Origin of the sequence: Methanobacterium spitsbergense, assembly GCF_019931065.1 — an archaeon.
Lineage (GTDB): Archaea > Methanobacteriota > Methanobacteria > Methanobacteriales > Methanobacteriaceae > Methanobacterium_B > Methanobacterium_B spitsbergense.
The window spans coordinates 105,075-127,591 of record NZ_JAIOUQ010000001.1 but is presented as its reverse complement, the minus strand read 5'-3'; the positions used below and the strand labels follow the sequence as shown (position 1 = coordinate 127,591).

The following is a 22,517-nucleotide window of genomic DNA, read 5'->3' as shown; positions in this document are numbered from 1 at the left end:
CTAATTCTATAATTTTTTTCAAAGTATCCTTATTGTAATTTATAATAATTTCAAATACCCCAATCTAATTATATTACCCTACAGTAAAATAAATTTAATCTTTAAAACATGAATAAATGTTCTCTAGTTGAATTAACTTAAAAAATAAATAAAATTTTCTTTTTGCTTAACTTTGATCCCGCAAATCGCCACCAAACCAGAGTAGCTATTACTCCCAAGATATTGTAGGAGAATAATATTATATAACTGCCTATACTTGGGTAGGGGCTTAACAATACCTACAGGGTTCAGTCCATTGGCAGGTTCATCTAAAATAGGTATCTGGATATGTATAATGGCATTTGCCAATCCTAATCGCCGCACATTTCCTAAAGACAGATTTTTTGTCTTTCTAAAAAGTGAATATTAGGATACTACAGCAGTATATTACTGTAGATCAGTAGTAATATGTGGATTTGGGGTTAAACCAAGGTTTTACCATGATATTGGAGGGTAAAACTTTGTTAACACTATAATAGTTAAGAATACGGGAATACATGTAAATAAGAGATTCGTAGCGAATTTTTCCCAGTTTAATGTTCATATATTTGGGAGCTGCTCCATTGACATCCATGAAATTTTGAATGTTTGTAGCTAGGCTTAAATAATCATTTTTTATCATATTTCCACTTATTAATGTTTCAGAAGAATAAAGTGGTAATCTAAAAACTTTAATTTTTATGGAACCTGTATATCCTTTACTAACTTTTGATAAACAATTTAATAAGAGATGGAAAAACGTAGGCATTCCCCACTTAACACCATTTAAGGTCACATTAGAAGGAAGTTTTTTATTTTTTTCGATATATGTTTTGACTATTGCTGCTGTAGTAGTGATCTGTGCTATGGAAGCGGTTTTATAAGTGGGAATTCTAAGTATATTGCTGTCCACTAATCCGTATTTGAATAAAACGAATCCAGAAGATCCATTAGTTAGGGCTGCATTTATATCTGATTTAAGTCTACTGGCAGATAGGGGAATAGGGTTAGTGTCAGAGTTGTAACTTAATAATCCCGCCACTACAGGTTTTCCATTTGCATGTATTTTTATGTAATGTGTTGTTGCAGCGATCCAGTTAGTATTTTGATTGTAGTTCCCTTTATAGATCATTGGTACTAGGAAATCCATATAAGGTGCTAATTGACCATAGTTTTGTCCATAATAATAGCTGTTTATACTACATTCTGGCATCAAAGCTGCTGATAAAAGTATTCGATGTTTTCCCGGGATGTTCTGATTATTGATATTTTGAATTTTTCCGTTTATCCTATGCACAAAAGAGGTCACAGTATTGGCAGCATTTGAGTATCGGTAGGCTGTGCCGGGATAACGCATATAATCAAGGTGTATTCCATCCACATTATAATTCGTAGCAATTGATGCTATTTTGTTAACTAATTCATCTACTAAAACAGGATTTCCTCTTGGATCAAACCATTTCCCTTCTCGATTCTTGAAACAGGTTATCCATGCATTAATTTTAATACCTGATCCAGAAAAAGCATCTACAAATGGCTTAAGAGTACTTGTAGGGTTTTGTTTATTTGTCAGAACAAAAAGATCAGAGACACCTTCTTTTTTAAGTTCTGTGACATTAATATAATTAAGTTCATCTGGACCATTGTTTATCCAGTAACCCTTGATTGAATGGATTTTTATTGTGGAGGAACTGTAAAGACAATTGTTGTGTTCATTAGACTCTGTTATTATTCTTGATGAATCTGCATAGACTAAAATATAGTAACGACCTGAGGCAATAGTATTTGGAATAGTTAATACGGTATTTTGGCTGTTGCTAGTTCCTGCACCAAGATTACTGATATATCGATGCCCAATATATTTAGTAGGACTGGTGAAATTAGCTCTTAAATAATAATTCACCCAGAAACCTGAAGCCGCAGCAGATCCCTGATTTTTAATAGTGTTATGAAAAAAAAATTTCAGACTTTTATCACCAGTTAACGGAGCAGTTACAGAAGTAACCACTAAATCTTTCCCAGGTACAGTATTAACTATATTTTTATTAACAGTTAATCCAGTTGAATTAGCAGCTGAAACATTACCCACGCCATACGAAAAGATAACTACTAAACCAATTAAAACCACTGCGAACATTGTTAAATGAACTTTACCGCAACTTAATTTACCATTTATAGATCTATTCCTTTTATAGATGATTCCCCCCCCACGAAGGACTCTATCACAGAAATCCAAAAGAATAATAAGTCATTTTTTTATATTCTACTAAAATGTATTATACAATATAAAATACTTAAACTTTGTTAAATAATTTTCAAAAAAAGAATTGTGCAAACAAGTCAGAACCGTAAATTTTTTATAAGTACTTGGGTTAGATAATTAAGAATTGGATGGTATGTCACTTATTAAATGGAATTCATAATAAACAAAAATTAAAATACTACTGATATATGTAAATTTGAGATCTTAGCTGATTCAAGAAAAAAATAAAAATAAAACAGTATATCAGTCTATAAAAGAGTAACGATAAATTACTATGAAATATAATCATTTTTGAAATATTTTGTTAGTAATTATGATATTATCTTATCCTAATCTCTATCGAGTATAGCATAGAATCCATCAGTATCAGCATATACTGGTTTGAAACCATGTTTTTCAGCTCTTTTCATTGTTTTCTGTAGAAAATCTCTTCCCCATGCAGTTATGGCTTCCGAGCACTCAATGCTGTACCATCTAAATGTGCTGTGATTGTAAAGTCCATAAATAGTGCTGGCGAGTCTTTTAAATGCTTCTTGTTGATAATTTAACACCTGACGTTCCCTGTAATCTGTGGATTCTGCTATGAGAGATTTAATTCGCATTCTATTTTCTAATACTTCGCTGACAACCGATGGGATAAATCCTTGGGGAGATTTCCTGAATTTATACCCGAATTCTGGTGCTATGTGGCATTCTTTACTATCATCTTCAACCAGTGTTTCGGGTGAAATATTTTTAGAAATTATTATGCTGGGATAGAGACTTCTAAAGTCGAAGTAATAAATATTCGTATGTAATCCCTTAACAGGTTCTTCAACATAGCCACCCACAACATCTCTTAAATAATTTCCAAATTTGTTCGGTGCCATGTCCCCATATTCAAAGGCTTTCCTTATTAAATACCATTCCACCTGTTTTCCCGAGCCCATACGGGCCACATCAAATAAGGGCTGGCCAACAATTCGTGTTAATTCCATACTCAATGGCAGCATTTTCTCTCCGATTTCGGTGACTGCCATTACATCTCCCAGTGAATATCTAAAGAGTTTCTCTAATTTTTCACCACCATCGTTCCAACAGGTGTATACCTCGTTTCCAGGGATATCAATTTTATTCTTCCCAAAAAGCTCTTTATACACCCTTTTCAGCGAGTGATGCTCCAGTGGCAGGTTACGGCGCATGTTGGAGTAGAGATCGATATGGATTCTTCCCTTTATCTGTGTGGCATTTCTAAGGCCATTATTCGTGATTTTAAGGTATGACTCATCAACTCCTAATTTAAGGGGTACACCCAACTTCTCTGCTCTCTCCTTAATATAGGGAAAGTCAAAACGGTCTGAATTATATCCGAGAATAATATCTGGGTCTTCTGATTGTATGGTGTTAACATATTTTTCAATTAAATCTTTCTCGTTGCACAAGGTTTCTACAAAGTCCAGTGACGATTTTTTGGTGGAGAATATCTTCTGAAAGCCCTGGTTACTTGAGAAACTTACCATGATGATGGGATCTTCCTTTACCTGGGGCATGCCCTTGGGATTGCATGCTTCAATATTAAAACTAAGCATATTTAGTCCCTCTAAATCAGATTCTAGATTTTTAGGTTCGCCATGAATTTCAAATAAGCATTTTCCACCACGCGAAGAATGGGTGGAATTCAATACCTTACCCTCCACTTCTATGGTGTTCATGGGGAATAATCCGTTATCTATGAGATATCTGCGGTAAAATGGTATATCATACTCCCTGATATTTTCAACAGATTTCAATTCCATTATTTTATCTTTTAACTTGTAGATATCTTGGGGATGATTAAGGGTTACCTTAAGGAAATCTTTCAACAGTCCATTATCTCTTTTTTGGAGTTTTTCTACTTTAAGAAGCTTCAATTCACTTAAATCATTTACACAGTTGTCCATATCATGCGGTTGAACGTATATGTATGGTCTGAAACTTTTATCTAGGGCTATTATTGATCCTTCATTTTCTCCAATGAGTCTGCCAAATAATCTTATCACTGCGATATGGTTCTTGGTGATGTAATCAATGTCTAAAAGTACGAATTGTCTAGTCTCCATATAAGATTTAATTTATTATGCGTGGGTTATATACTTTTTAAATCATTATTACTTCTCATATGCTCTCTACCTCAATTTCCATGACCTTTGGATGATATAGTAATTAACCCGTTAGGGGAGGTGAAAATAGATATGAGAATGAGTGAAGGGGAACCCCGAGGGAGAATTGCAGAACTATATAACCCTGAAATGTTCCAGGAACGTGAAGAAGTCATTGTATTTACCAGGGATGAATTCAATCGCACTTACACATCTATGAGGGAACAGATCGACTATATTAATAAAACTGATCTGCATCTGTGTAGGGGTGAAGAATGGAAGTTAATAGGATACTGGCCAAAAATTCTGGGTAGAGTACATATCCTGGATATGAACATGGATTCAATATTAAAAAAAGAACCATTACAATGCTATCTTGATGCATGCCTATACAATGCTGTTGGAAGTTTAGAGAAGAATGTTGCAGTATCTAAAAGTAAGGTACCAGCACAATCACAGCTTCCAATTTAACTCTCCTAATTTTAATGGACTGATATAATATGCGTTACAGCTACGGCATCATGGATAGAAGAAAGATATTGTTGTACGAGCCACAAATATTTTTAAGTGGGGATTACATATTGGTCTTCCCCACCAGAGACTTCCATAAATGGCAGGGTGATATAAAGGAATATATAGATGGTTTATACCAGATCAACTCCACAAATAGGGAGAGAACAAAATCCCTCAACATAGCAGAGTTTAACCTGGCAGTGGGTGTGCTTAACAACATCACAGAAGAACTTGAACACCTTTTTGACCCGAAAAGGGTAGCTGATTATTCCTATCATTACATATCCACATTGGATGAGAAGTACAAGAAACAGATAGGAAATAGTTACACCAGTGATATGAGGAGATGCGACATAAAAATACTTGTCAAACCAAAAATAACACCCAGACTGAAATATAATAACATGATGGAAATAGTAAAACAGGTAGCAAGGGATTTTGCAGATGGAAGTGGCCAGAAATCTAAGAAAACTGTGACCACTCAAAAGTTTTAGAATTTATAATAAATTTCAATAAATATAAATTTATTAGAGTAGATCCAACTTATGTTAATCATCGTTTGTAGATATGTGGTTTTTAACAGTGTTCTAAAAGTAAATAGGGTGTTAAATTAATGATAAATAGTTCTGAAGAGAAAAGAAATTTGGATCGAAAAAGAAGGGGACAGATTTCGCCTGAAGATATTAAAGCATATGCTGAATTTTCAACAGAACATTTAATCAAAATGTTAGATGATAATAATCCTCAAAAAAGAACAATTGCTGCGACTATTTTAGGAAATAAAAGGGACAGTAAATGCATTAGAAATCTATGCAACTCTTTAAAGAAAGAAAATGCACTCTATTCACGAATTGCCATGTCTGAAGCGTTAGGAAAAATGGGTGAAGCATCAGTTCTGCCATTAATCAAATTATTAGGCCAAATTGGGAACAATCAAGAAGTTGAATTACCAAAAAAATATTTTAACAAGAGAAGTTTCCCATTAGCACGTGATATGGCTGCAAGAACCATTATAAAAATTGGAAAACCAGCTACACCTTATCTAATTAAAGTAATGGAAGAACAAGATGATTTTATCATGCAACAGGCAATTGATGCTATAGGAGGAATAGCAGCTAAGACAGATGATAAAAGTGTATTGTCTGTTATGATTGATGGCCTTGAAACACATTCAGATAATAAAATTAGTTTATGGAAAATAATAAGAGCTTTAAGTGGATTTAAACATAGTGAAGAAGCATTAACCCCGTTGGTAAATATATTAAAAAGTAATTATGATGCTGCAATTATATGGGAGTCAGCAAGAACCCTAGGTCAAATTAATATTAGTAGACCAGATGCTATAGATGCACTTCAGGAATTAGAAAAAAATGATAATCCTGAAATTAAAAAAGCAACGGAAAACGCGTTAATTAATTTAAGCCATAATATTCGGGAATATTCGAGTAAATAAAAACTGAAATGAATTAAAGTGGATTAGTGGTGTTGAATTAGTACTATTGTAGCCCCATTTGGATCTTCTAAGAATGCAAGGGTTCCAATTGTTATTGGCATGGGTTCTTTGGTGATTTTGGCTCCTTTGGATTTGAGTTCTTTTACTGTTTTGTTTATATCTTCAACTTCCATTCCCACTGAAAACAGGCCAGTTTCATTTTCTGTATTTTTTATGAGTTCTATCATAGCATCTCCTTCCCCTTTAAGTAATGTGATCGTTAATCCGGGATAAGGGTTGTGTTGGCTATCTATTTCAAGTCCCATAACATCTGTGTAAAATTTAATTGATTCGTCCATATCCTCAACTATGATGGTAGCGTATTTAACTTTCATATTATATCACCGTATGAATACTGGGTTTATCATTAATAATTAATTTTCCCATTTGGTAATTTTTTCCCATTATCAAAATTAGTTTATATCATAAATCCTTATATCCAATATAAGAAACTTATCTATATTCAAAGCTGATTTGGTAGAAAGAGGTGTTAATAATGGTTGAAGTGAAAATATTGGAGTTTGGGTATTCCTTGGAATCTAATATGGCCATAATGAAATTTTTTATCAAAGGATTGGATAAGAAAACCAAAGAGCAAATGTTAAGCATGCTTGAAAACATCCCTTTAGGAGAATTAAAACGTTTTGAAGTAACATCAGATACAAATGAGGGTATTATACTTCTTGAAAGATTCAGTGAAGAAGAATATCCATTCCAACTTAACATTCCATCCGAAGATGAGGTTGTATCGGTGGAGAATATGGTTAAAAAATTCATGTCAAAGGGTTGGTAAATTAGTTTATAGACAATATTTATTCTATTTATATCCTTTTTTTACAAAAAACCTGACTAAAGATAAAAATATGATTGAAAAAATGTGTTGAAGGAGTTATATTTGAATATGTGGAATTACAGAAACATAATATAAAATAGAATATTTAAAGATTTAATTAATAATTTAAGTTGAGGAGTAAATTTATGAATCAAAAAACCAATTCCAAAAAACCATTTCAAGTCATAGGGATAGAGATAAGGACATCAAATGAACAAGCAATGGAAGATATCCCAAGTTTATGGGAGAAATTTTATACAAAGGATATAAAAAAGAATATTCCAAATAGGCTAGATAATAATGTTTTGGCGATTTATACTAATTATGAAGGAAATTTTACAAAGCCCTATACTTACATTCTTGGATGTGCAGTGAATTCTTTAAGTGATATTCCAGATGGTATGATAGGAAAATCAATTTCCTCAGCAAAATATGAAATATTCACTGCAAAAGGGAAAATGCCAGACAAAATAGTTGAGGTGTGGCAATATATATGGAGTCCTGAAATTGATGTAAAAAGATCTTATGTAACAGATTTCGAAGTTTATGGAGACAAATATAACGACTTAGAAAATTCGGAAGTTGAGATTTATATAGGTGTAAAAGAATAAACTCCGGTGCACTGGAAATAAATTGTTAGATTACCATTCATCTTTCCAAGGTAATTTAACAGCTTTATATCTGCGAAGATAAGCCCTACCGTAAAGAAATATGAATAATATGAAAATTCCCATGTTTAAGTAATTATCAAGTATATCTACCGGTGTTTTTATTTGTTTGAGATAGATATTGGTGTGAATCCATCCGAAATCCAGCTAAAAAATGTTAAGATGATTGGTAAAATAAATCCTAAAATGACACTGAAACAATGCCAAATATTATTGCAATAACGGAATGATATCTTTTCATTATTAACCTTCTAATTTGATATATTCTTAAAGTTTAGTAACGTATATAATATTATATACAGTTATATCTAAATTTTCATATATAAAATAGATTATAAAGATTTATTTAATGGTATAATCCAATGTAACGTGTGTAAATTATCAATAAAATCAAGAGGTATAATTTAATGATTATCCGCATGGAAAAAACAGATGACCATTCTACAATCAGGGAAGTGAATCTCAAAGCATTCCCGAGTGATGTTGAAGCAACTCTCGTTGAAAGAATCAGAAATTCTATGGATGTTATTTCAATGGTTGCAACTGTTGAGGATAAAGTGGTTGGCCATATACTTTTCAGCCCATTAACCATTGAAAATGATAAGGAATCATTTCCCGCACTTATACTTGCACCCATTGCTGTTCTACCCGAATATCAAAATCAGGGTATAGGATCTAAACTCGTTGAAAAAGGGATTGTTGAATGCAGAAATCAGGGACATTCAATTATAATACTAGTTGGACATCCTGAATTCTATCCTCGTTTTGGATTTAAACCAGCAGAACAAAATGGCATCCAACACCCATTTGAAGTTCCTGAAGATGTCTTCATGGTATATGAACTAGTAACAGATGCTCTTTGTAGAGTAAATGGTGTACTTAAATATTCTATGGCTTTTGATGATCTTCTGTAAAACTGAATAAATTAATACACCCCTCTTCAATTTAAAATTTAATAATAAGTTCAAAAAATTCTCACTTCTCTATCAACTTCATAACTACATTTTTAGCTTTCACTGCATCTTCAAAATTTGGATTTATATTTAATGATTCATCAAAACAATCCAAAGCAGCATTATATTGTTGAAGTTTTTTATGGGTTTTACCTTTATTATAATGTATTTCTTCATTGTGTGGATTTATATCAATTGCTTTTTGATAATATTGGAGTGCTTCGTCTGATTTTCCTAATCCGCTTAATATATATGCTTTAGTATCAAGTATATATGCATTTTTTGGACTCAGTTTCTGAGCTTTATTAATTATTTTTAAAGCTTCATCATAATTTTTGAGTTTTGCAAGAACACATGCTCTAGCGTTCAATGCAACTAAGTACTTTGGATTCATTTTTAAAACCTTATCAAAATAATCTAAAGCTTCATCATATCTTTTAAGCCCAGCAAGAGCTAGGCCTTTACTGCTAAGTTGGATAACGTTAATTGTCTTTTTAACCAGAAATTTATTAAGGCTTAATTTTATATCTAAAGCAATATTTGAACATTCTAAAGCTTCTTCATATTTATTAAGTTTTAAAAGTGCTACAGCTTTACCAGACCATGCCAGCGGATTTTCAGGATCCGATTTTACATATTTATCAAAGTAATCACATGCCTCTTGATATTTACTCTGATCAATGAGTTCGAAACCTCTTTGAATTTTGGATATTTCTCTTTTATTAACAAGGAAGTAAATTATAGCTATGATGAATATGATGGTTAATAATCCTGTTAACATTAAAATAATATAAATTATAAAGTCATTGTGGGTAAAGGAGTTAATAAAAATATCAATTATTAAAATTCCTTCAATTAGAGATAATAATGCTAAAATCAGTTTGTAAAGTTTTAAAGAGAAAGTGTATTTATCATATAATACAATTACACCACCCATTATTGCGAAAACTCCTAAAGCTAACAATGATAAATTTGAAGGGTTCAAACCCTCCCAAACCGGCCAAAATGGTATAACTATGAGATAAAACCCCACAAGAAAATACATTATTATGGCAAAGTTTTTATTCATTCATATCCTCCTAATTGATGTTTATATTTTCCAATTATAATTTGTGATTATTAAGTCTTTTTATTTATTAGGTTATCAAACAGTTTATTACAGGGATACATCCTATTAAGCCCATTTAATTTAATTTAAGGTATTGTTAAAAAAAAATTTAGTTATATCCAATTATTTGTTATTCTAATTATATTTACAAAGCACAAATATATAATACTAATAATCAAATTATATGATTATAAAAGAGGTTATAGTAGAAAATACCAAAATACATTAAAAATTAATTATTCGTTACTATGAGCAAGGGTTTTTAAATTTTTCAAGGAGAAATAACCATATTAACAGAAATCAACTATTATTCTATCCTAAAAACCCAGGATAGATTAATATTAACTAAAGATTCACAGATTAGAGTACTACCATAAATGTTTGGAATAAAATTATAAAAGACTTCTCATCATACCTCCCAATTACCAAATGGGCCAGATATAAATAGAGACTGGTTGCGGACACAGAAAATAAGAAATAAATTTTAGATTTATCACAAAATTAAAGTTTAAACCACTTTTTACATTTTGGACAATAACTCTCTGTAACAAGAATAGTCCTATAGTTACTCTGCTTTGGTTCTGAATTTTCATCTTTGGAACTTAAAGGACGAACAAATCTATTCATTTGACCTTTAAATCCGCAACGGGGACATTTGATATTTTCAGCCATTTTGCTTCAAAATTAAGTTAATTGAAACTATGATTTAATATTTACTATTTTTATTAAGGTAATTTGATAAAAAAAAAGTTAATTAACATCATAAAGCTTTGTCATATGAATTACCGAATATATGCACTAAGGTTAATAAACAGAGCATATATTAGGTTCCATTTCATGTTTTTTTATCCGCTAATTGGTTTATTATTTTTTGTAGTTGGGTTTTTAACTCTTCCATTACCTTGTTATATTGTTTCAGATTATTGACACTACTTCTCAAATCTTCAGCATATGCTTTATCGTCTCCATTTTCAAAGTCATTGGCAGTTTTTTGATTTATAGCTGTTGATTCGTTTGTTAAAGACGTTAGGTTATTAGTGATACTCGATAGATTACTTATTTCATTAGCAAGAGTTCCTTTTCCTATTAGTTTATATGCTAAAACACTACCCGCATAAAAATTATTATAATCGGTAAAATTTTGATTTAAAAATCCAATTGGTGGAGAATTAAGATGTCGCATTTGATTAGCCATTTCGGATCTTTGGCTCTGAGACATATACTTCAATGAAGGGTTATTTTCAATAATATCCGCAGAATTTTCTAGATCACTAATGGTAGAATTATTATTTACTGGAAGTTGAGGCATTCCATTTAAATCATTTTTAAAACTATCTAGTTCCATTGGCATTAGAACATTTGTTACTGCTACATAAAACAATCCATAAATACCAATTATTGCTACTAAAATAATCAATATTGAAATCTTTTTGTTCATCTTTCACACCCATTTATATCTCAATCTGATTGAAGTTTTGTTGAATATTCCATGGAAATTTGATTAAAGAGAATATTCATCGTTATAAAATCATCTATTACATTTTAATTAAATAAATGTTTCCAAACAAATTGTTATTTGGTGTTGATATGGAGTTAACATGGACAGACATCAAAATTAGGCATATTTGAAATAAATTAATTAGGTAATACTGGAACCTAAATGATATGATTTCCCTAAAAAAAGATACAATTTATAATTTTCAATACTTTATTCAAGTAAGATAATAAGTGGGGTTATCATCATTTTAATCCCCATTCTGAGTAATATATTTGATTATAATTATTATAGACAAGTATTTTTCCAATTAAAATTAATAGGAGCCTTATAAAATAAATATTATGGAATTCTAACAATTTTATAAAGAGTTTCTTAAAAATTGATTAATAAAGTTTACGTTCTTCTCCGGGCTTAGTTAGAAAAACATTAATTAGTGGAGGATCTCCTTCTAAGCACATTTCAAATTCTAGTATTGTTCCATCTGTGAATACAATTTTAGCGGTATCATTTCCAAAATCGCATTCTTGAATTATTTTACCTTCAATTTTTGTTAACTTCATATTATAATAATTGTTTTTTGTGACTGTTAAATTATAGGTTCATGGATATAACTGAATATTTGGGTAACTATGTTGGTCTACGGAGTGTATCCTTTTGAGTTTGTAATATGATAATAATCAAATATCTATGAACTGTGTTCAATTTCTGGCTTATTATGTATTTTGATTTTAAATTTCAAGAAAGATTGGATTATTGTATAAAATGTACATTTATTGTTTTAATATGGCTTTTACTGATTTTATCCATTTTTCATGTACTTCCTCATTATCAAGTCCAATTAATAGCTGTGCTGCAACATCTGTGTATAAACCAGTTAAAATCTGAGCCAATAAATCAGCATCTAAATCCTTTCTAACACTGCCATTATCCTGTTGATCCTGTATGAATATCTTTAATGATTCCAATTTTGATTTGTATGATTTCTGATTGATTTTTTTGATCTTTTCGTTTTGCTGTGATATTAATATCACTTCAAAGGATAACTGCAATCCTGTTGATTCAACCATCATAGCATATAATTCTTCCAATACCTCTATGAAATCTCGTCCTTTATAGGTATTTTTCAGATCTAAAATATTTTGACTTGACAATACCCATATTTCGTTTAGTATATCTTCTTTACTTTTGAAGTATGTGTATAATGTTCCCTTGCTAACACCTACTTCCTTGGCGATCTCATTCATTGTGGCTCCATGAAATCCTTTTTTAGAGAAAACTTTTATGGAAGCCTGTAAAATATTAGATCTAGCTATTTCCTTATAATCAGGTACAACTCTTGTCATTGTATCACTTATTGAACGATAATATATTTAAAAGTATCTCCATTAAATTTATTAACCATTAATACATATTAAATGACTATCGGTCAATAATTATTTTATTCAAAAGGAAGGAAAAAATGGCAGATTATGCATTGTTTGGTCTAAAGATACTGTTAATATTCTTCGTTATGTACTCGTTAATCAAATTTTACGTTTTCTTTTTTATAAAGTACGAAAGAAGGCGTAAATTGCTTGATTCATCTTACAATGGGAAAACTAGTGCAACCCAAGTACAGGATATATTTCTTCTAGTTATGGCTTTAATTTTACTGGGCCTCCTGTTTGTATCTGGAGGAATGCAGTATATCAGCTTCACTACTGGACTATTTGTTGGAATGTTACTTATTCAACTGTATTTCCACAGTTTTTCAAAGCCATTAAAAACAGAAGAATCACCAGAACCACCAATATCGCCTATAAAAATGATGTCTTATGCAATAGAAGCAAGTCCTGGAAGAGCATGGAAGGAATTGGTAATTCTTACAGTTATATTGGTTTGGGCTCTTTATATGCTGCTGACAGTAGGTTTTGGTTTGTAAACCTATTAATGTGAATATTAAAATATTTTACCAATCCCAGACGAATTAAAGCAAGAAAGATAACTTATTTTTTCTTTCTATTTTTTTTTTAAAGTTTTAATTTGATACCGTATCTTTTCAGACTAATAGGGATGAAATTAACTTGTGAATCATTTTTATTTTTTATTTTAGTAAAATTATTCAATAACAAGAATAGAGGGCAGGACTATTCGGTGATTTACAGACACATCCTCAGTAAAATATTTTATTAAATTTATTAAATTTATTTCCTGCCCTTTACCCTCCTACTTTAAAATAAACATCTTCAAAAATTTTAAGTATTTGTCTGATTAAAAAAATAATAGATAAAACAGGGATTGTACTTAATGTATTTTTCAAATTTCTTTCTTATAGAATTCTTGAAGTCCTACAACTTTCTATGAGATTAAATATCCTGTCATCTTGTTGATTATTATGAGGAATAAGCAGAAGTTAGGATTAGGAATTATATTTTGCATATTAGGTGTGATTATTTTAATCAGTAGTTTTTTATATTCTATAGTTATTCCTGGTGGAATTATATCATTGGTTGTAGGAATACTCTTAATATCAGATTCTAAGAAAAATTAGTAAACATTCAAATTAAGAATTAGCTAGTTCTGCATCTGTTGCTATAGATTATTAGACATTTTAAAATAACAATTTAATTAGTAATCGTAATTATTACCCATAAGAGTTCTAACTTTAAAGAATCCCAATAATCCACTTATATTTTATAATAATTTATATTTTAATGAATAAGTTTAATGAAATATAGATCTATTAGTATTGAAATAATAAAAAGAGCTGCTACATTAATAATAGCTAATTTTGTTGCTGATTCCCTATTAACCGGTCTTTTTATCATTCCAATAATTCCCAACGATAGAGATATGAGTGAGATCAATGCTAGTACATGGAAATCTATTCTCAATGGAAACATATTCGTGAATGGTAAGATCAAAAATGAAATTGTTGCTAATAATCCTGAAATAGCAATGATTTTGAATCCAAATTCACGACCCTTGAGAACAATCCATGTAATTTTACCTCCTAATTTGTCTCCTTCCATATCAGGAATTTGAAAGCTAACTATAAACACCAAATTTAAAAAAATAATGGGAATTGAAAATAAAAAGAAAGATAGATCTAATGTTCGTTGTAAAGCAAAGTAACCAGTTCCAAGGAATATAACAACCGCTATAATATTTGCAACTTCTCCTAACCTTCTATAAGATAATTTGATAGGAGGGGCAGTGTAAAACCACGCTAACATGTTTCCAAATAATAAGAATAAGAAAAATGTTATGGGATACTTGAATATAACAGTAAAAACCGCTGTAAGAATAATTGATATGCTCATTATAATTATTGAAAACCATTTTGCAAACTCTTTTAATTCGGGGTTATCAACTAGGATCCCACTACCGCCTGAAATTACTGTAGGTGAAGTGTGTTGATCTACATTGGAATCAAAATAGTCATTACTGTAATGTACAGATAGATGGGCTGTAAATAATATGGCATATCCTAGTACAAACTTGCTTAATACAAATTCGGCATTAAGCAAAATAGCTAGTAATGCTCCCATTGTGAATAAAAGGAAGTCTCCAAGTAGATATTTGAACCTTCCAAGTTTAATAATTTTAGATAATGTGTTAAGATTATATTCCATAGTATTTCCCAATAATGGAGGTATTATATTATTTTTATTAGGTAAATGAAATAGAGATTAATTAGTATTACAGCTGCAAATATTGATGCTAGGTTGTAAATACAGTATTTTGTGGCAGAGAGTTTGTCTAATGGCTTTTTTATTAGTTCAATTATTCCTAAACTCAATGGAATTAATGATATAAGGGCTATTATACGGAAATCGATTATTGTAGGGAATAGATTTGTGAAGGGCAGTATTAGAAATGAGATAGTTGCTAATAATCCGGATATTGCAATGATTTTAAATCCAAATTCACGACCTTTGGAAGCAATCCATGTCATTTTGCCCCCCAATATATCCCCTTCCATGTCAGGAATTTCTACGCTGAGTGTAAATAATAATTGTAAAAACAGCATGGGAATGGCAAAAACAAAAAAAGGAAGGTTTAACGTTCCAATTAATGCAAAGTAACCTAAACCTGGAAATAGAAGGCCGATTGCAGTATTTCCAAATTCACCTAGGCCACGATAAGATAGTTGAAATGGTGGAGCCGCATAAAACCATGCTATAAGATTTGCAACAATAACAAAGAGGATAAAAGTTATTGGGTAAGAAAATAAGAATGTAAAAAGTACAGAAATGCCAATGGCCAATCCAATTAGTGTGATACCCATTATTTTAGATTTATTTCTCCATTCAGGATGTTCAACCAGAACTCCACTACCACCAGAAATGGCTGTTGGAGTGCCAAAATGATCTGAAACAAAATCATAATAATCGTTATGATAGTGAACTGCCCATGTTGATAAGAATATAATTGCAAATCCTAGTATAAATTTGCTTAAAACAAATTCAGCATTAAATAAAACCCCAAGTAAAGCACCTAGACTGAAATAAAAGAACAATCCTACAGCAAATTGTGGTTTTCCCAGTTTGATAAATTTCAATAAATTATTAACATTGTTATTGGGTTTAATAGTGATGGTTTCAGACAAAATAATCCTCCTAACCTTAATTCATTTTTAGATAGTCAATATCTAAAATTTCATTGTTTTTACAGTATTGTCTCTAATTTTATAATTTGAGTTTCAACAATTTATTTACAAAATTAGGATGATTTATTTTAGTTAAATTAAATGTAACTTATTTCACCCTATTACAATATTATACAACATAAGAAATATATTTTACCATAATTAATAAATTTTATTCTTGTCAATTATAGTGAACATGTATTTAAACGAAAAATAGAAAAAATAAATTAAATAGTTTTATTTATTCTGGTTTTAAGACTTCAAAGAACAATTTTTTAAACTCATCTAAAAGTTCTATTGGGAAGATTAATCCTACACAGATAACAAGTACACCAGTACCTAGAACTTTATCTTCATTGTTCGGGTCTTCCATGAGTTCTTCATCAAAAACCAGTTTTACATTTACTTTTTCTTGAAGGAAATCCCATAGAGTGTCTTGTTTATGGCATGAACCATTGATCTCAATATTGTTTCGTAAGGCTAAATGTAAAAATTTTTTCCAATCCTCAAAATCGCAGAATTCTATCCACACTGATCCACGGTAATCAATGCAGGAGTTACATGTTTCAATTTCCCAGTGAAAAAAGTTTTTAACAATATCTTCCATTCCATTATCAACCATAATAACAAAGTCATCATCAATTTTTACTTCAACTTGTTCATGTTCTTCCATATTCTATTATCTGTTTTTTCAACTATCTACTATTTTCCCAGTCATATAAAAATGAGATTTTTTCAAGGAATAGAATGTAAAAACAAATACGTCCTTGTCATAATTTATACATCAAATACCGTGGTTGTATGGATTTTTTACTATCATTAGTCTAATTATTTAGTTTGATCCTTAATTTTTAAAATTATATAGATTAATTCGTTTTGAGCTATTTATATACATCAATTCCTTCTCTGTTTAATAATTGATAAAAACGTACTTTTATTGCGTCTATTATGAAAAATGCTGTTAAAGCTTCTACCCAAATTACACCTGCTAAAAACCAGCCCATAGCTGGTAACAATATTCCATAAACAGTGATTAGTGTTGCAGTAATCTGTGCCCCGGTAATAGCAATAAAAAGTTGTTTTGCTGGGCGAATTTCCCAGAAATGACCCTTAGTTCGGGCCATATAAAGCGTTAACGTACCAGCTATAGAAAGTTTTAGATATATAAACGATTGAAGAACTGGAAGGGATAATTTTAATATATCAATTCCTAAATAAAGCACAAAAAATGATTCAATTACTCCTAAAACTCCAAGAAAAGTAGCAATACCTAAAATAATCCTTAAATCCCACCTTTCAGGTTCATTTGAGTATCTCACATTATCATAAGCAATAGTCATAATAGGTCCATCATTTAATAATGCTAACAATACTATCATCAAAGCTGTTATCGGATAAAAATTAAATATAAGAATAGACATTGTAATGAAAAATAATATCCTTATAGTCTCAGTTATTCTATAAATAGCATAATTATTCATTCTTTGGAAAATTTTACGGCTTTGTTTTATAGAATCAATGATCACTGAAATTCCTGGCTGTGTGAGAACAATAGAAGCTGCAGATTTGGCTGCATCAGTAGCTCCTGCAACTGCAATCCCTACATTGGCCTTTTTAAGTGCTGGGGCATCATTTACTCCATCTCCAGTCATACCCACAATATGTCCTTTATCTTGAAGCAGTTCAACAATATGGTATTTATGTTCTGGAAAAACTTCAGCAAATCCGTCTGTTTCTTCAACAACTTTCTTTGCTTTTCTATCGGGTTTATCAACAAAATTTTCTGGAATTACGATTTTAGTGCCAAGACCTACCAGTTTCGATGTTTCCTTTGCAATTGCAATATGATCACCTGTAACCATCTTCACATCTATTCCCATTGATTCAGCTGTTTTAATAGTTTCAGCTGAATCTTCACGCGGAGGATCATAAAACCCAAGAAGGCCCACATATTGCCATTTTCCAGATTCATCAGTTTTTCCAACACCAAGAGCACGATAACCCTTCTCAGCAAATTTGTTGACAATCCCATTCATTTTATCTGAAATTATTTCATTATTTTCTATGAGTGCTAATATCACTTGTGTTGCACCCTTTGAAACTTTAAATTCCTTAGAATTTTTTACTAATGATTGTGTACGTTTTGAAAGGGAATTAAATGGTTCAAATTCTTTTATTATATATCCATTAGTTTCAATGGAATTTTCTTCTGTTTTAGATAGTATTGCAACATCTATGGGATCTTTAATATCCTTCTGAGATGCTAAAGCAGCATACAACAAGACATCTTCCTCTTTAAAATTGGCAAATGGTTTGATTTCTCCTAAAGTAAGTTTATTTTCGGTTATTGTCCCTGTTTTATCAGAACATAATATGTCCACTCCAGCCATCTCTTCAATAGCCACCAATTTACTTACTATTGCTTCTTTTTTAGCAAGAGCTACTGCACCTACAGCCATTGTAACCGAGAGAACTGCAGGTAATGCTACTGGTATTGATGCAACAATTAGTACTAGTACAAATTGCAGTGTGTTAAAGATACTTTCATGACGGAACAGTGCTGCAATAAAAATGATTGTTACCATAATCATTGCAAGTAAAATTAGATAATCTCCAATTTTTATGACCGTTTTTTGTAGGAAGCTTATGGTTCTGGCTTTTTCAACTAATTGAGCTGTTTTACCAAAATATGTATTCTGTCCTGTTGCAATAACCAGTGCATTGGTTTCTCCCTGACTGACTATTGAACTAGAATAGGCAACATCTGAAGCTTTTTTTTCTATAGGTAAAGATTCTCCTGTTAAAGCTGATTCATCTACTAATATTTCATCAATTATCTTTGAATCTGCAGGGACAATATCTCCGGAACTTATGTGTATAATATCTCCAGGAACCAGTTCTTTTGCTGACATTTCTTGCCATTTATTGTCACGTAATGCTCGTGCTCTTAATGCAAGTTTCTCTTTTAGTAATTCAATTGCATTATCTGCTTTATATTCCTGCCAGAAACCTACAACCGCATTCAAAACAAGTAATACAGATATTATTCCTAAATCGGCCCAGTGTTGAATTAAAGCAGACAAAATAATTGCTACTTCAATAAGCCATGGTATAGGACCCCAAAAATATCTAATAAATTTAATAAAAGGATTTGTTTTTTTTCAATGATTTCATTTGGCCCATATTTTTGAAGACGTTGATTAGCCTCTTGAACGGACAAACCGTTTTTATTAGAAGATAATTTACTTAACAATTCTTTCATAGAATTTTTTTTTGCTTCATCTACGTTTATAATTATTTTATCCATGTACAATCCCTTAGTTGATTTATTTCTTTAATTTAGATGTCCATTCACCATTTGATAATCTTTCCAAGCTTCTCATTTTTCCTCTTTAGACGCCATCTGTTTAATAAAAATATTACAATCCCTATCAGAACCCATGAACCACCATAAATCAAGGAATTATGATTTAAATAAAAAGCTAACCCCACGCAACTTATAATACCTAAAATTGGTGTTAAAGGGTAATATGGGACCTTAAATCTACGTTCAATATTCGGCAAACTTCTCCTCAATTTTAATAAACTTAGATTAATAAAGATGAATGTTAAAAGAGTTCCAAAATTGAAAATAGAAGCAAGCTGATCAAGATTACCATATGAAACTAATATAATGAGAGATATGGAAATACCTGAAATAATAACTGTAAACAATGGAACACCATTTTTTGAAATTCTACTAAATATTACTGGAAGTGATTTATGTCTAGACATGGAGAAAAGAGCCCTAGAACCGCCAATAATAGATGACAAAATAACAGATGTGGTAGCAAATAATGCAGATATAGCAACAAACTCCAATATCCAGAAATTATTAGTCGCCACAGTCAAAGCTGCTTCCACAGGCGCTGCTGACATACCTAAAATCTGCCAATTTAACAATCCAACTGCCACTAAGGCTACTAAAATATAGAGCAGTGTACAAACGGCAAATGCCAGAAGAACAGCTCGTGGAACATTTTTTTGAGGATCTTTAATTTCCTCTGCAGCCATAGTGACTGTATTAAATCCTATAAAAGCAAAGAAGATTATAGCTGCACCCGAAAGCATACCATTAATCCCTGTAGGAAAAAATGGAATATAATTGGATAGATTATGATGACCAAAAATGTAAGTTGTACCAACAATAATAAAAAGAATCAATGCTGAAACTTTTAGAAAAACCAAACCATTATTTGCTCCAGATGCTTCTTTTATACCCTTTAAATTTAGTATCATAAGAATAAGAGGCCAAACTATTGCCACAGCAACTATTGTACTTTGGATAGGAGGTAAATGAAGAAAATATGTGAAATAAGATGCAAATCCTATACTAACAGCACTGGAACCTACAATATAATCAAAACTCACCAACCACCCAATAATAAAACCCGGAAGCCGACCAAAAGCTTTGGTAGTATAAATATAACTTCCTCCCGCTTCGGTAATGAATGAAGAAAGTTCTGCCGAAGAAAGTCCAGTAAGAAGTGCAGTTAAACCTGCTATCATAAATGAAAAAATTACAGAAGGACCAGCCAAACCTGCAGCTACACCTAATAACACAAAAATACCAGTACCAATTATAGCACCAATACCAATACTAGCTGCACCCCAAAGGCCAAGGTCACGTTTAAGCTCTGTCATATATATACCTCTATATTAATTAGATTAAAATTTATCTAAATTTTTATACAAGATCTGTTACATCGAAATTCACTCCAATCATACGTAGGGGTTTATCTTCTTTATTGTAGGTTATCATTGCTTGTGCTTTAATCCAATGTATTGATTTATCTGGCCATATTATCCTAAAGAAGTCACTCCAATCTTTAAGGTTTTTTATAGATTTTTGTTGTTCATCTTTCACACGTTCTCTATCTTCAGGATATATTAGATCTATCCAATTTTCATATTTACCTCCAAAACTTCCTGAAGGTAGGCCATAAATTTTATCCAGTTCATCTGTCCATATAATCTCATTAGTCTCTATATTCCAATCGAAAGTTCCAATTCCTCCGGCCTTTTGAGCTAAATGGAATCTATCATCTGATTCATTTAATTCCTTTTCAATACGTTTACGTTCAATTGCATAGCAAATAGAACGGATTAGTTGTTTGTTTGTAACTTCTCCTTTAACTAAATAATCTTGAGCACCACGCCCTACTGCAGTTACAGCAAATATGTCATCTTTAAGGCCAGTAAGTACTATTATTGGAATATTTGTTGCATTATAATTCATAACATTGAAAGTATCAATTCCATTACTATCGGGTAAACAGAGATCTAGAAGTATGACATCAAAACTATCTTTAACTAAGAATTTAAGACCGTTATCCAATCGGGCAGCATCTGTTACTTCAAAATGAATTTGTTCACTATCATCAAGCATTTCTCGTATTAATGCTGTGTCTCCAGGATTATCTTCTATAAGAAGAACTTTAATTTTGTTATAGATTTCCATTTTTTATAAATCTCTATTTTATTATCCAAATTAATGTCAGCTCTTGACATACAATATAGTGTTGGGAAATATTATAATTATTACTTCTTTATTTGGGCATGAATACTAAAACTTAAGCCTTAAAATTTATTTAGAACAATCATTTTCAATTTAATTTTCAATATTAATAATTGCTAATTTATCTATACCATCACAATGAATATTGTAGTTTCCCGTTAAATAGGTTTATAACGCCTTGAAATGATTTAATCATAACTATAACATTTAATCAACTTTTGTAAATTTTTTGTTGATATTGATTATCATATATAATCCTCTAAAAAATTGATATATTGATTTAATAAATACAAGATTATTCAGTCTATATCACCTTATTACAATGTTAGTAGAGCATAACTAATAAATTTTATTAAAATACTGATATTTAAAATCAAATATAAAACAAAAAAAATTTAATAACTTAAAAAATTATTATTGTTTAGAAAAATTGAGCTTTCTATTTTGCGATTACGTCTCTGTAGAAGTACTTCGTGGGGGGGGTAATTTACTCTTCCATATTCAAAAATTACTAGAAAAACCTTTTTTCAATTAAATATTTTATAGTCTTGTAAATCTTTGGTTTAAAAAAGTTCAATATTACATTTCTCTCATAAAAACAATAATAGTTTCTAATGACATTCCTTGAACTTGACATATTCCAATTTACTCCCGCAACTACTGGACTTTTGAAATATGCAAGTGAAACTTAAAAATTGCTATTGGCAATCAATTCAATTCCCATTAATAAACCTGATAATTCAATTATTTTATCTAAGTAATCAATAAACATGATTATTTTCCTATTTTAAGATTGCAATAATAAAGTGATTTTTTTTATTTAATCATCAAAATAATAAATTACGAAGACATAAAATGAAAATGAATT

The 22,517-nt window shown here is 30.8% G+C and carries 22 protein-coding genes; 7 read left to right on the top strand and 15 right to left on the bottom strand.

Annotated elements, in window-relative coordinates:
* Window positions 1–132: 132 nt before the first annotated feature.
* The 3 genes from K8N75_RS14330 to K8N75_RS00590 all read right to left on the bottom strand — a co-directional run bounded on the left by K8N75_RS14330 (window position 133) and on the right by K8N75_RS00590 (window position 4,359).
* Window positions 133–348, bottom strand: a complete 216-nt coding sequence (locus tag K8N75_RS14330) for a hypothetical protein (protein WP_223790232.1) — start codon at window positions 346–348, stop codon at window positions 133–135.
* 88 nt (window positions 349–436) lie between these two features.
* Entirely contained in the window at window positions 437–2,155 is a 1,719-nt protein-coding gene (locus K8N75_RS00595; protein WP_223790231.1) for a pseudomurein-binding repeat-containing protein, read from the bottom strand.
* Window positions 2,156–2,610: 455 nt separating this feature from the next.
* Window positions 2,611–4,359: a DNA-directed DNA polymerase gene (locus tag K8N75_RS00590; RefSeq protein ID WP_223790230.1), complete on the bottom strand. Its 1,749-nt coding sequence runs from the start codon at window positions 4,357–4,359 to the stop codon at window positions 2,611–2,613.
* A gap of 132 nt (window positions 4,360–4,491) precedes the next feature.
* Between K8N75_RS00590 and K8N75_RS00585 the strand changes: the two genes are divergently transcribed.
* The 3 genes from K8N75_RS00585 to K8N75_RS00575 all read left to right on the top strand — a co-directional run bounded on the left by K8N75_RS00585 (window position 4,492) and on the right by K8N75_RS00575 (window position 6,364).
* Complete coding sequence (locus tag K8N75_RS00585) at window positions 4,492–4,869, top strand: hypothetical protein (RefSeq protein ID WP_223790229.1); 378 nt, start codon at window positions 4,492–4,494, stop codon at window positions 4,867–4,869.
* 29 nt (window positions 4,870–4,898) lie between these two features.
* On the top strand, window positions 4,899–5,405 hold the full coding sequence (locus K8N75_RS00580; protein WP_223790228.1) for a hypothetical protein: 507 nt from the start codon (window positions 4,899–4,901) through the stop codon (window positions 5,403–5,405).
* A 119-nt stretch (window positions 5,406–5,524) separates the two neighbouring features.
* A complete protein-coding gene (locus K8N75_RS00575) occupies window positions 5,525–6,364 on the top strand; it encodes a HEAT repeat domain-containing protein (RefSeq protein ID WP_223790227.1) in 840 nt (279 codons plus the stop codon).
* A gap of 23 nt (window positions 6,365–6,387) precedes the next feature.
* Here the strand turns inward: K8N75_RS00575 and K8N75_RS00570 are convergent, their stop codons facing one another.
* On the bottom strand, window positions 6,388–6,738 hold the full coding sequence (locus K8N75_RS00570; RefSeq protein ID WP_223790226.1) for a VOC family protein: 351 nt from the start codon (window positions 6,736–6,738) through the stop codon (window positions 6,388–6,390).
* A 161-nt stretch (window positions 6,739–6,899) separates the two neighbouring features.
* Here K8N75_RS00570 and K8N75_RS00565 point away from each other — a divergent pair, with 161 nt between their 5' ends.
* The 3 genes from K8N75_RS00565 to K8N75_RS00555 all read left to right on the top strand — a co-directional run bounded on the left by K8N75_RS00565 (window position 6,900) and on the right by K8N75_RS00555 (window position 8,817).
* Window positions 6,900–7,196, top strand: a complete 297-nt coding sequence (locus tag K8N75_RS00565; RefSeq protein WP_223790225.1) for a hypothetical protein — start codon at window positions 6,900–6,902, stop codon at window positions 7,194–7,196.
* Between the two features lie 185 nt (window positions 7,197–7,381).
* Window positions 7,382–7,846, top strand: a complete 465-nt coding sequence (locus tag K8N75_RS00560) for a GyrI-like domain-containing protein (RefSeq protein ID WP_223790224.1) — start codon at window positions 7,382–7,384, stop codon at window positions 7,844–7,846.
* A 464-nt stretch (window positions 7,847–8,310) separates the two neighbouring features.
* The gene (locus tag K8N75_RS00555; RefSeq protein WP_223790223.1) at window positions 8,311–8,817 is read left to right on the top strand and encodes a GNAT family N-acetyltransferase; all 507 of its coding nucleotides are present in this window, start codon (window positions 8,311–8,313) and stop codon (window positions 8,815–8,817) included.
* Between the two features lie 61 nt (window positions 8,818–8,878).
* Here the strand turns inward: K8N75_RS00555 and K8N75_RS00550 are convergent, their stop codons facing one another.
* The 4 genes from K8N75_RS00550 to K8N75_RS00535 form a co-directional block, all read right to left on the bottom strand.
* Window positions 8,879–9,925: a tetratricopeptide repeat protein gene (locus K8N75_RS00550; protein ID WP_223790222.1), complete on the bottom strand. Its 1,047-nt coding sequence runs from the start codon at window positions 9,923–9,925 to the stop codon at window positions 8,879–8,881.
* A gap of 874 nt (window positions 9,926–10,799) precedes the next feature.
* Entirely contained in the window at window positions 10,800–11,402 is a 603-nt protein-coding gene (locus tag K8N75_RS00545; RefSeq protein WP_223790221.1) for a hypothetical protein, read from the bottom strand.
* A gap of 443 nt (window positions 11,403–11,845) precedes the next feature.
* Window positions 11,846–12,022: a hypothetical protein gene (locus K8N75_RS00540; RefSeq protein WP_223790220.1), complete on the bottom strand. Its 177-nt coding sequence runs from the start codon at window positions 12,020–12,022 to the stop codon at window positions 11,846–11,848.
* A 210-nt stretch (window positions 12,023–12,232) separates the two neighbouring features.
* A complete protein-coding gene (locus tag K8N75_RS00535; RefSeq protein WP_223790219.1) occupies window positions 12,233–12,805 on the bottom strand; it encodes a TetR/AcrR family transcriptional regulator in 573 nt (190 codons plus the stop codon).
* A gap of 116 nt (window positions 12,806–12,921) precedes the next feature.
* On the opposite strand from K8N75_RS00535, the gene K8N75_RS00530 reads away from it, so the two are divergent.
* Window positions 12,922–13,383: a hypothetical protein gene (locus tag K8N75_RS00530; RefSeq protein WP_223790218.1), complete on the top strand. Its 462-nt coding sequence runs from the start codon at window positions 12,922–12,924 to the stop codon at window positions 13,381–13,383.
* Window positions 13,384–14,152: 769 nt separating this feature from the next.
* Here K8N75_RS00530 and K8N75_RS00525 read toward each other — a convergent pair.
* From K8N75_RS00525 to K8N75_RS00495, 7 genes are all read right to left on the bottom strand, one after another.
* Window positions 14,153–15,076 (bottom strand): prenyltransferase, encoded by a 924-nt coding sequence (locus K8N75_RS00525; RefSeq protein ID WP_223790217.1) that lies wholly within the window; start codon window positions 15,074–15,076, stop codon window positions 14,153–14,155.
* A gap of 23 nt (window positions 15,077–15,099) precedes the next feature.
* Window positions 15,100–16,053: a prenyltransferase gene (locus tag K8N75_RS00520; protein ID WP_223790216.1), complete on the bottom strand. Its 954-nt coding sequence runs from the start codon at window positions 16,051–16,053 to the stop codon at window positions 15,100–15,102.
* A gap of 280 nt (window positions 16,054–16,333) precedes the next feature.
* Window positions 16,334–16,765, bottom strand: coding sequence for a hypothetical protein (locus K8N75_RS00515; RefSeq protein ID WP_223790215.1), 432 nt, complete (start codon window positions 16,763–16,765; stop codon window positions 16,334–16,336).
* Window positions 16,766–16,973: 208 nt separating this feature from the next.
* Window positions 16,974–19,193: a plasma-membrane proton-efflux P-type ATPase gene (locus K8N75_RS00510; protein WP_338038014.1), complete on the bottom strand. Its 2,220-nt coding sequence runs from the start codon at window positions 19,191–19,193 to the stop codon at window positions 16,974–16,976.
* The gene (locus K8N75_RS00505) at window positions 19,184–19,399 is read right to left on the bottom strand and encodes a cation-transporting P-type ATPase (RefSeq protein WP_223790214.1); all 216 of its coding nucleotides are present in this window, start codon (window positions 19,397–19,399) and stop codon (window positions 19,184–19,186) included. Before K8N75_RS00505 ends, K8N75_RS00510 begins: the two co-directional genes overlap by 10 nt.
* A gap of 44 nt (window positions 19,400–19,443) precedes the next feature.
* Window positions 19,444–20,775, bottom strand: coding sequence for an APC family permease (locus K8N75_RS00500; RefSeq protein WP_223790213.1), 1,332 nt, complete (start codon window positions 20,773–20,775; stop codon window positions 19,444–19,446).
* A 43-nt stretch (window positions 20,776–20,818) separates the two neighbouring features.
* Window positions 20,819–21,592 (bottom strand): PAS domain-containing protein, encoded by a 774-nt coding sequence (locus tag K8N75_RS00495; RefSeq protein WP_223790212.1) that lies wholly within the window; start codon window positions 21,590–21,592, stop codon window positions 20,819–20,821.
* Window positions 21,593–22,517 lie beyond the last annotated feature (925 nt).

Bases quoted from the DNA above. Each gene is read 5' to 3' on its own strand.
- K8N75_RS00545 (WP_223790221.1), bottom strand. From the start codon at position 11,402: ATGAACAAAAAGATTTCAATATTGATTATTTTAGTAGCAATAATTGGT.
- K8N75_RS00580 (WP_223790228.1), top strand. From the start codon at position 4,899: ATGCGTTACAGCTACGGCATCATGGATAGAAGAAAGATATTGTTGTAC.
- K8N75_RS00500 (WP_223790213.1), bottom strand. From the start codon at position 20,775: ATGACAGAGCTTAAACGTGACCTTGGCCTTTGGGGTGCAGCTAGTATT.
- K8N75_RS00585 (WP_223790229.1), top strand. From the start codon at position 4,492: ATGAGAATGAGTGAAGGGGAACCCCGAGGGAGAATTGCAGAACTATAT.
- K8N75_RS00550 (WP_223790222.1), bottom strand. From the start codon at position 9,925: ATGAATAAAAACTTTGCCATAATAATGTATTTTCTTGTGGGGTTTTAT.
- K8N75_RS00560 (WP_223790224.1), top strand. From the start codon at position 7,382: ATGAATCAAAAAACCAATTCCAAAAAACCATTTCAAGTCATAGGGATA.
- K8N75_RS00535 (WP_223790219.1), bottom strand. From the start codon at position 12,805: ATGACAAGAGTTGTACCTGATTATAAGGAAATAGCTAGATCTAATATT.
- K8N75_RS00555 (WP_223790223.1), top strand. From the start codon at position 8,311: ATGATTATCCGCATGGAAAAAACAGATGACCATTCTACAATCAGGGAA.
- K8N75_RS00595 (WP_223790231.1), bottom strand. From the start codon at position 2,155: ATGTTCGCAGTGGTTTTAATTGGTTTAGTAGTTATCTTTTCGTATGGC.
- K8N75_RS00570 (WP_223790226.1), bottom strand. From the start codon at position 6,738: ATGAAAGTTAAATACGCTACCATCATAGTTGAGGATATGGACGAATCA.
- K8N75_RS00565 (WP_223790225.1), top strand. From the start codon at position 6,900: ATGGTTGAAGTGAAAATATTGGAGTTTGGGTATTCCTTGGAATCTAAT.
- K8N75_RS00530 (WP_223790218.1), top strand. From the start codon at position 12,922: ATGGCAGATTATGCATTGTTTGGTCTAAAGATACTGTTAATATTCTTC.
- K8N75_RS00515 (WP_223790215.1), bottom strand. From the start codon at position 16,765: ATGGAAGAACATGAACAAGTTGAAGTAAAAATTGATGATGACTTTGTT.
- K8N75_RS00495 (WP_223790212.1), bottom strand. From the start codon at position 21,592: ATGGAAATCTATAACAAAATTAAAGTTCTTCTTATAGAAGATAATCCT.
- K8N75_RS00540 (WP_223790220.1), bottom strand. From the start codon at position 12,022: ATGAAGTTAACAAAAATTGAAGGTAAAATAATTCAAGAATGCGATTTT.
- K8N75_RS00590 (WP_223790230.1), bottom strand. From the start codon at position 4,359: ATGGAGACTAGACAATTCGTACTTTTAGACATTGATTACATCACCAAG.
- K8N75_RS00505 (WP_223790214.1), bottom strand. From the start codon at position 19,399: ATGGATAAAATAATTATAAACGTAGATGAAGCAAAAAAAAATTCTATG.
- K8N75_RS00525 (WP_223790217.1), bottom strand. From the start codon at position 15,076: ATGGAATATAATCTTAACACATTATCTAAAATTATTAAACTTGGAAGG.
- K8N75_RS00575 (WP_223790227.1), top strand. From the start codon at position 5,525: ATGATAAATAGTTCTGAAGAGAAAAGAAATTTGGATCGAAAAAGAAGG.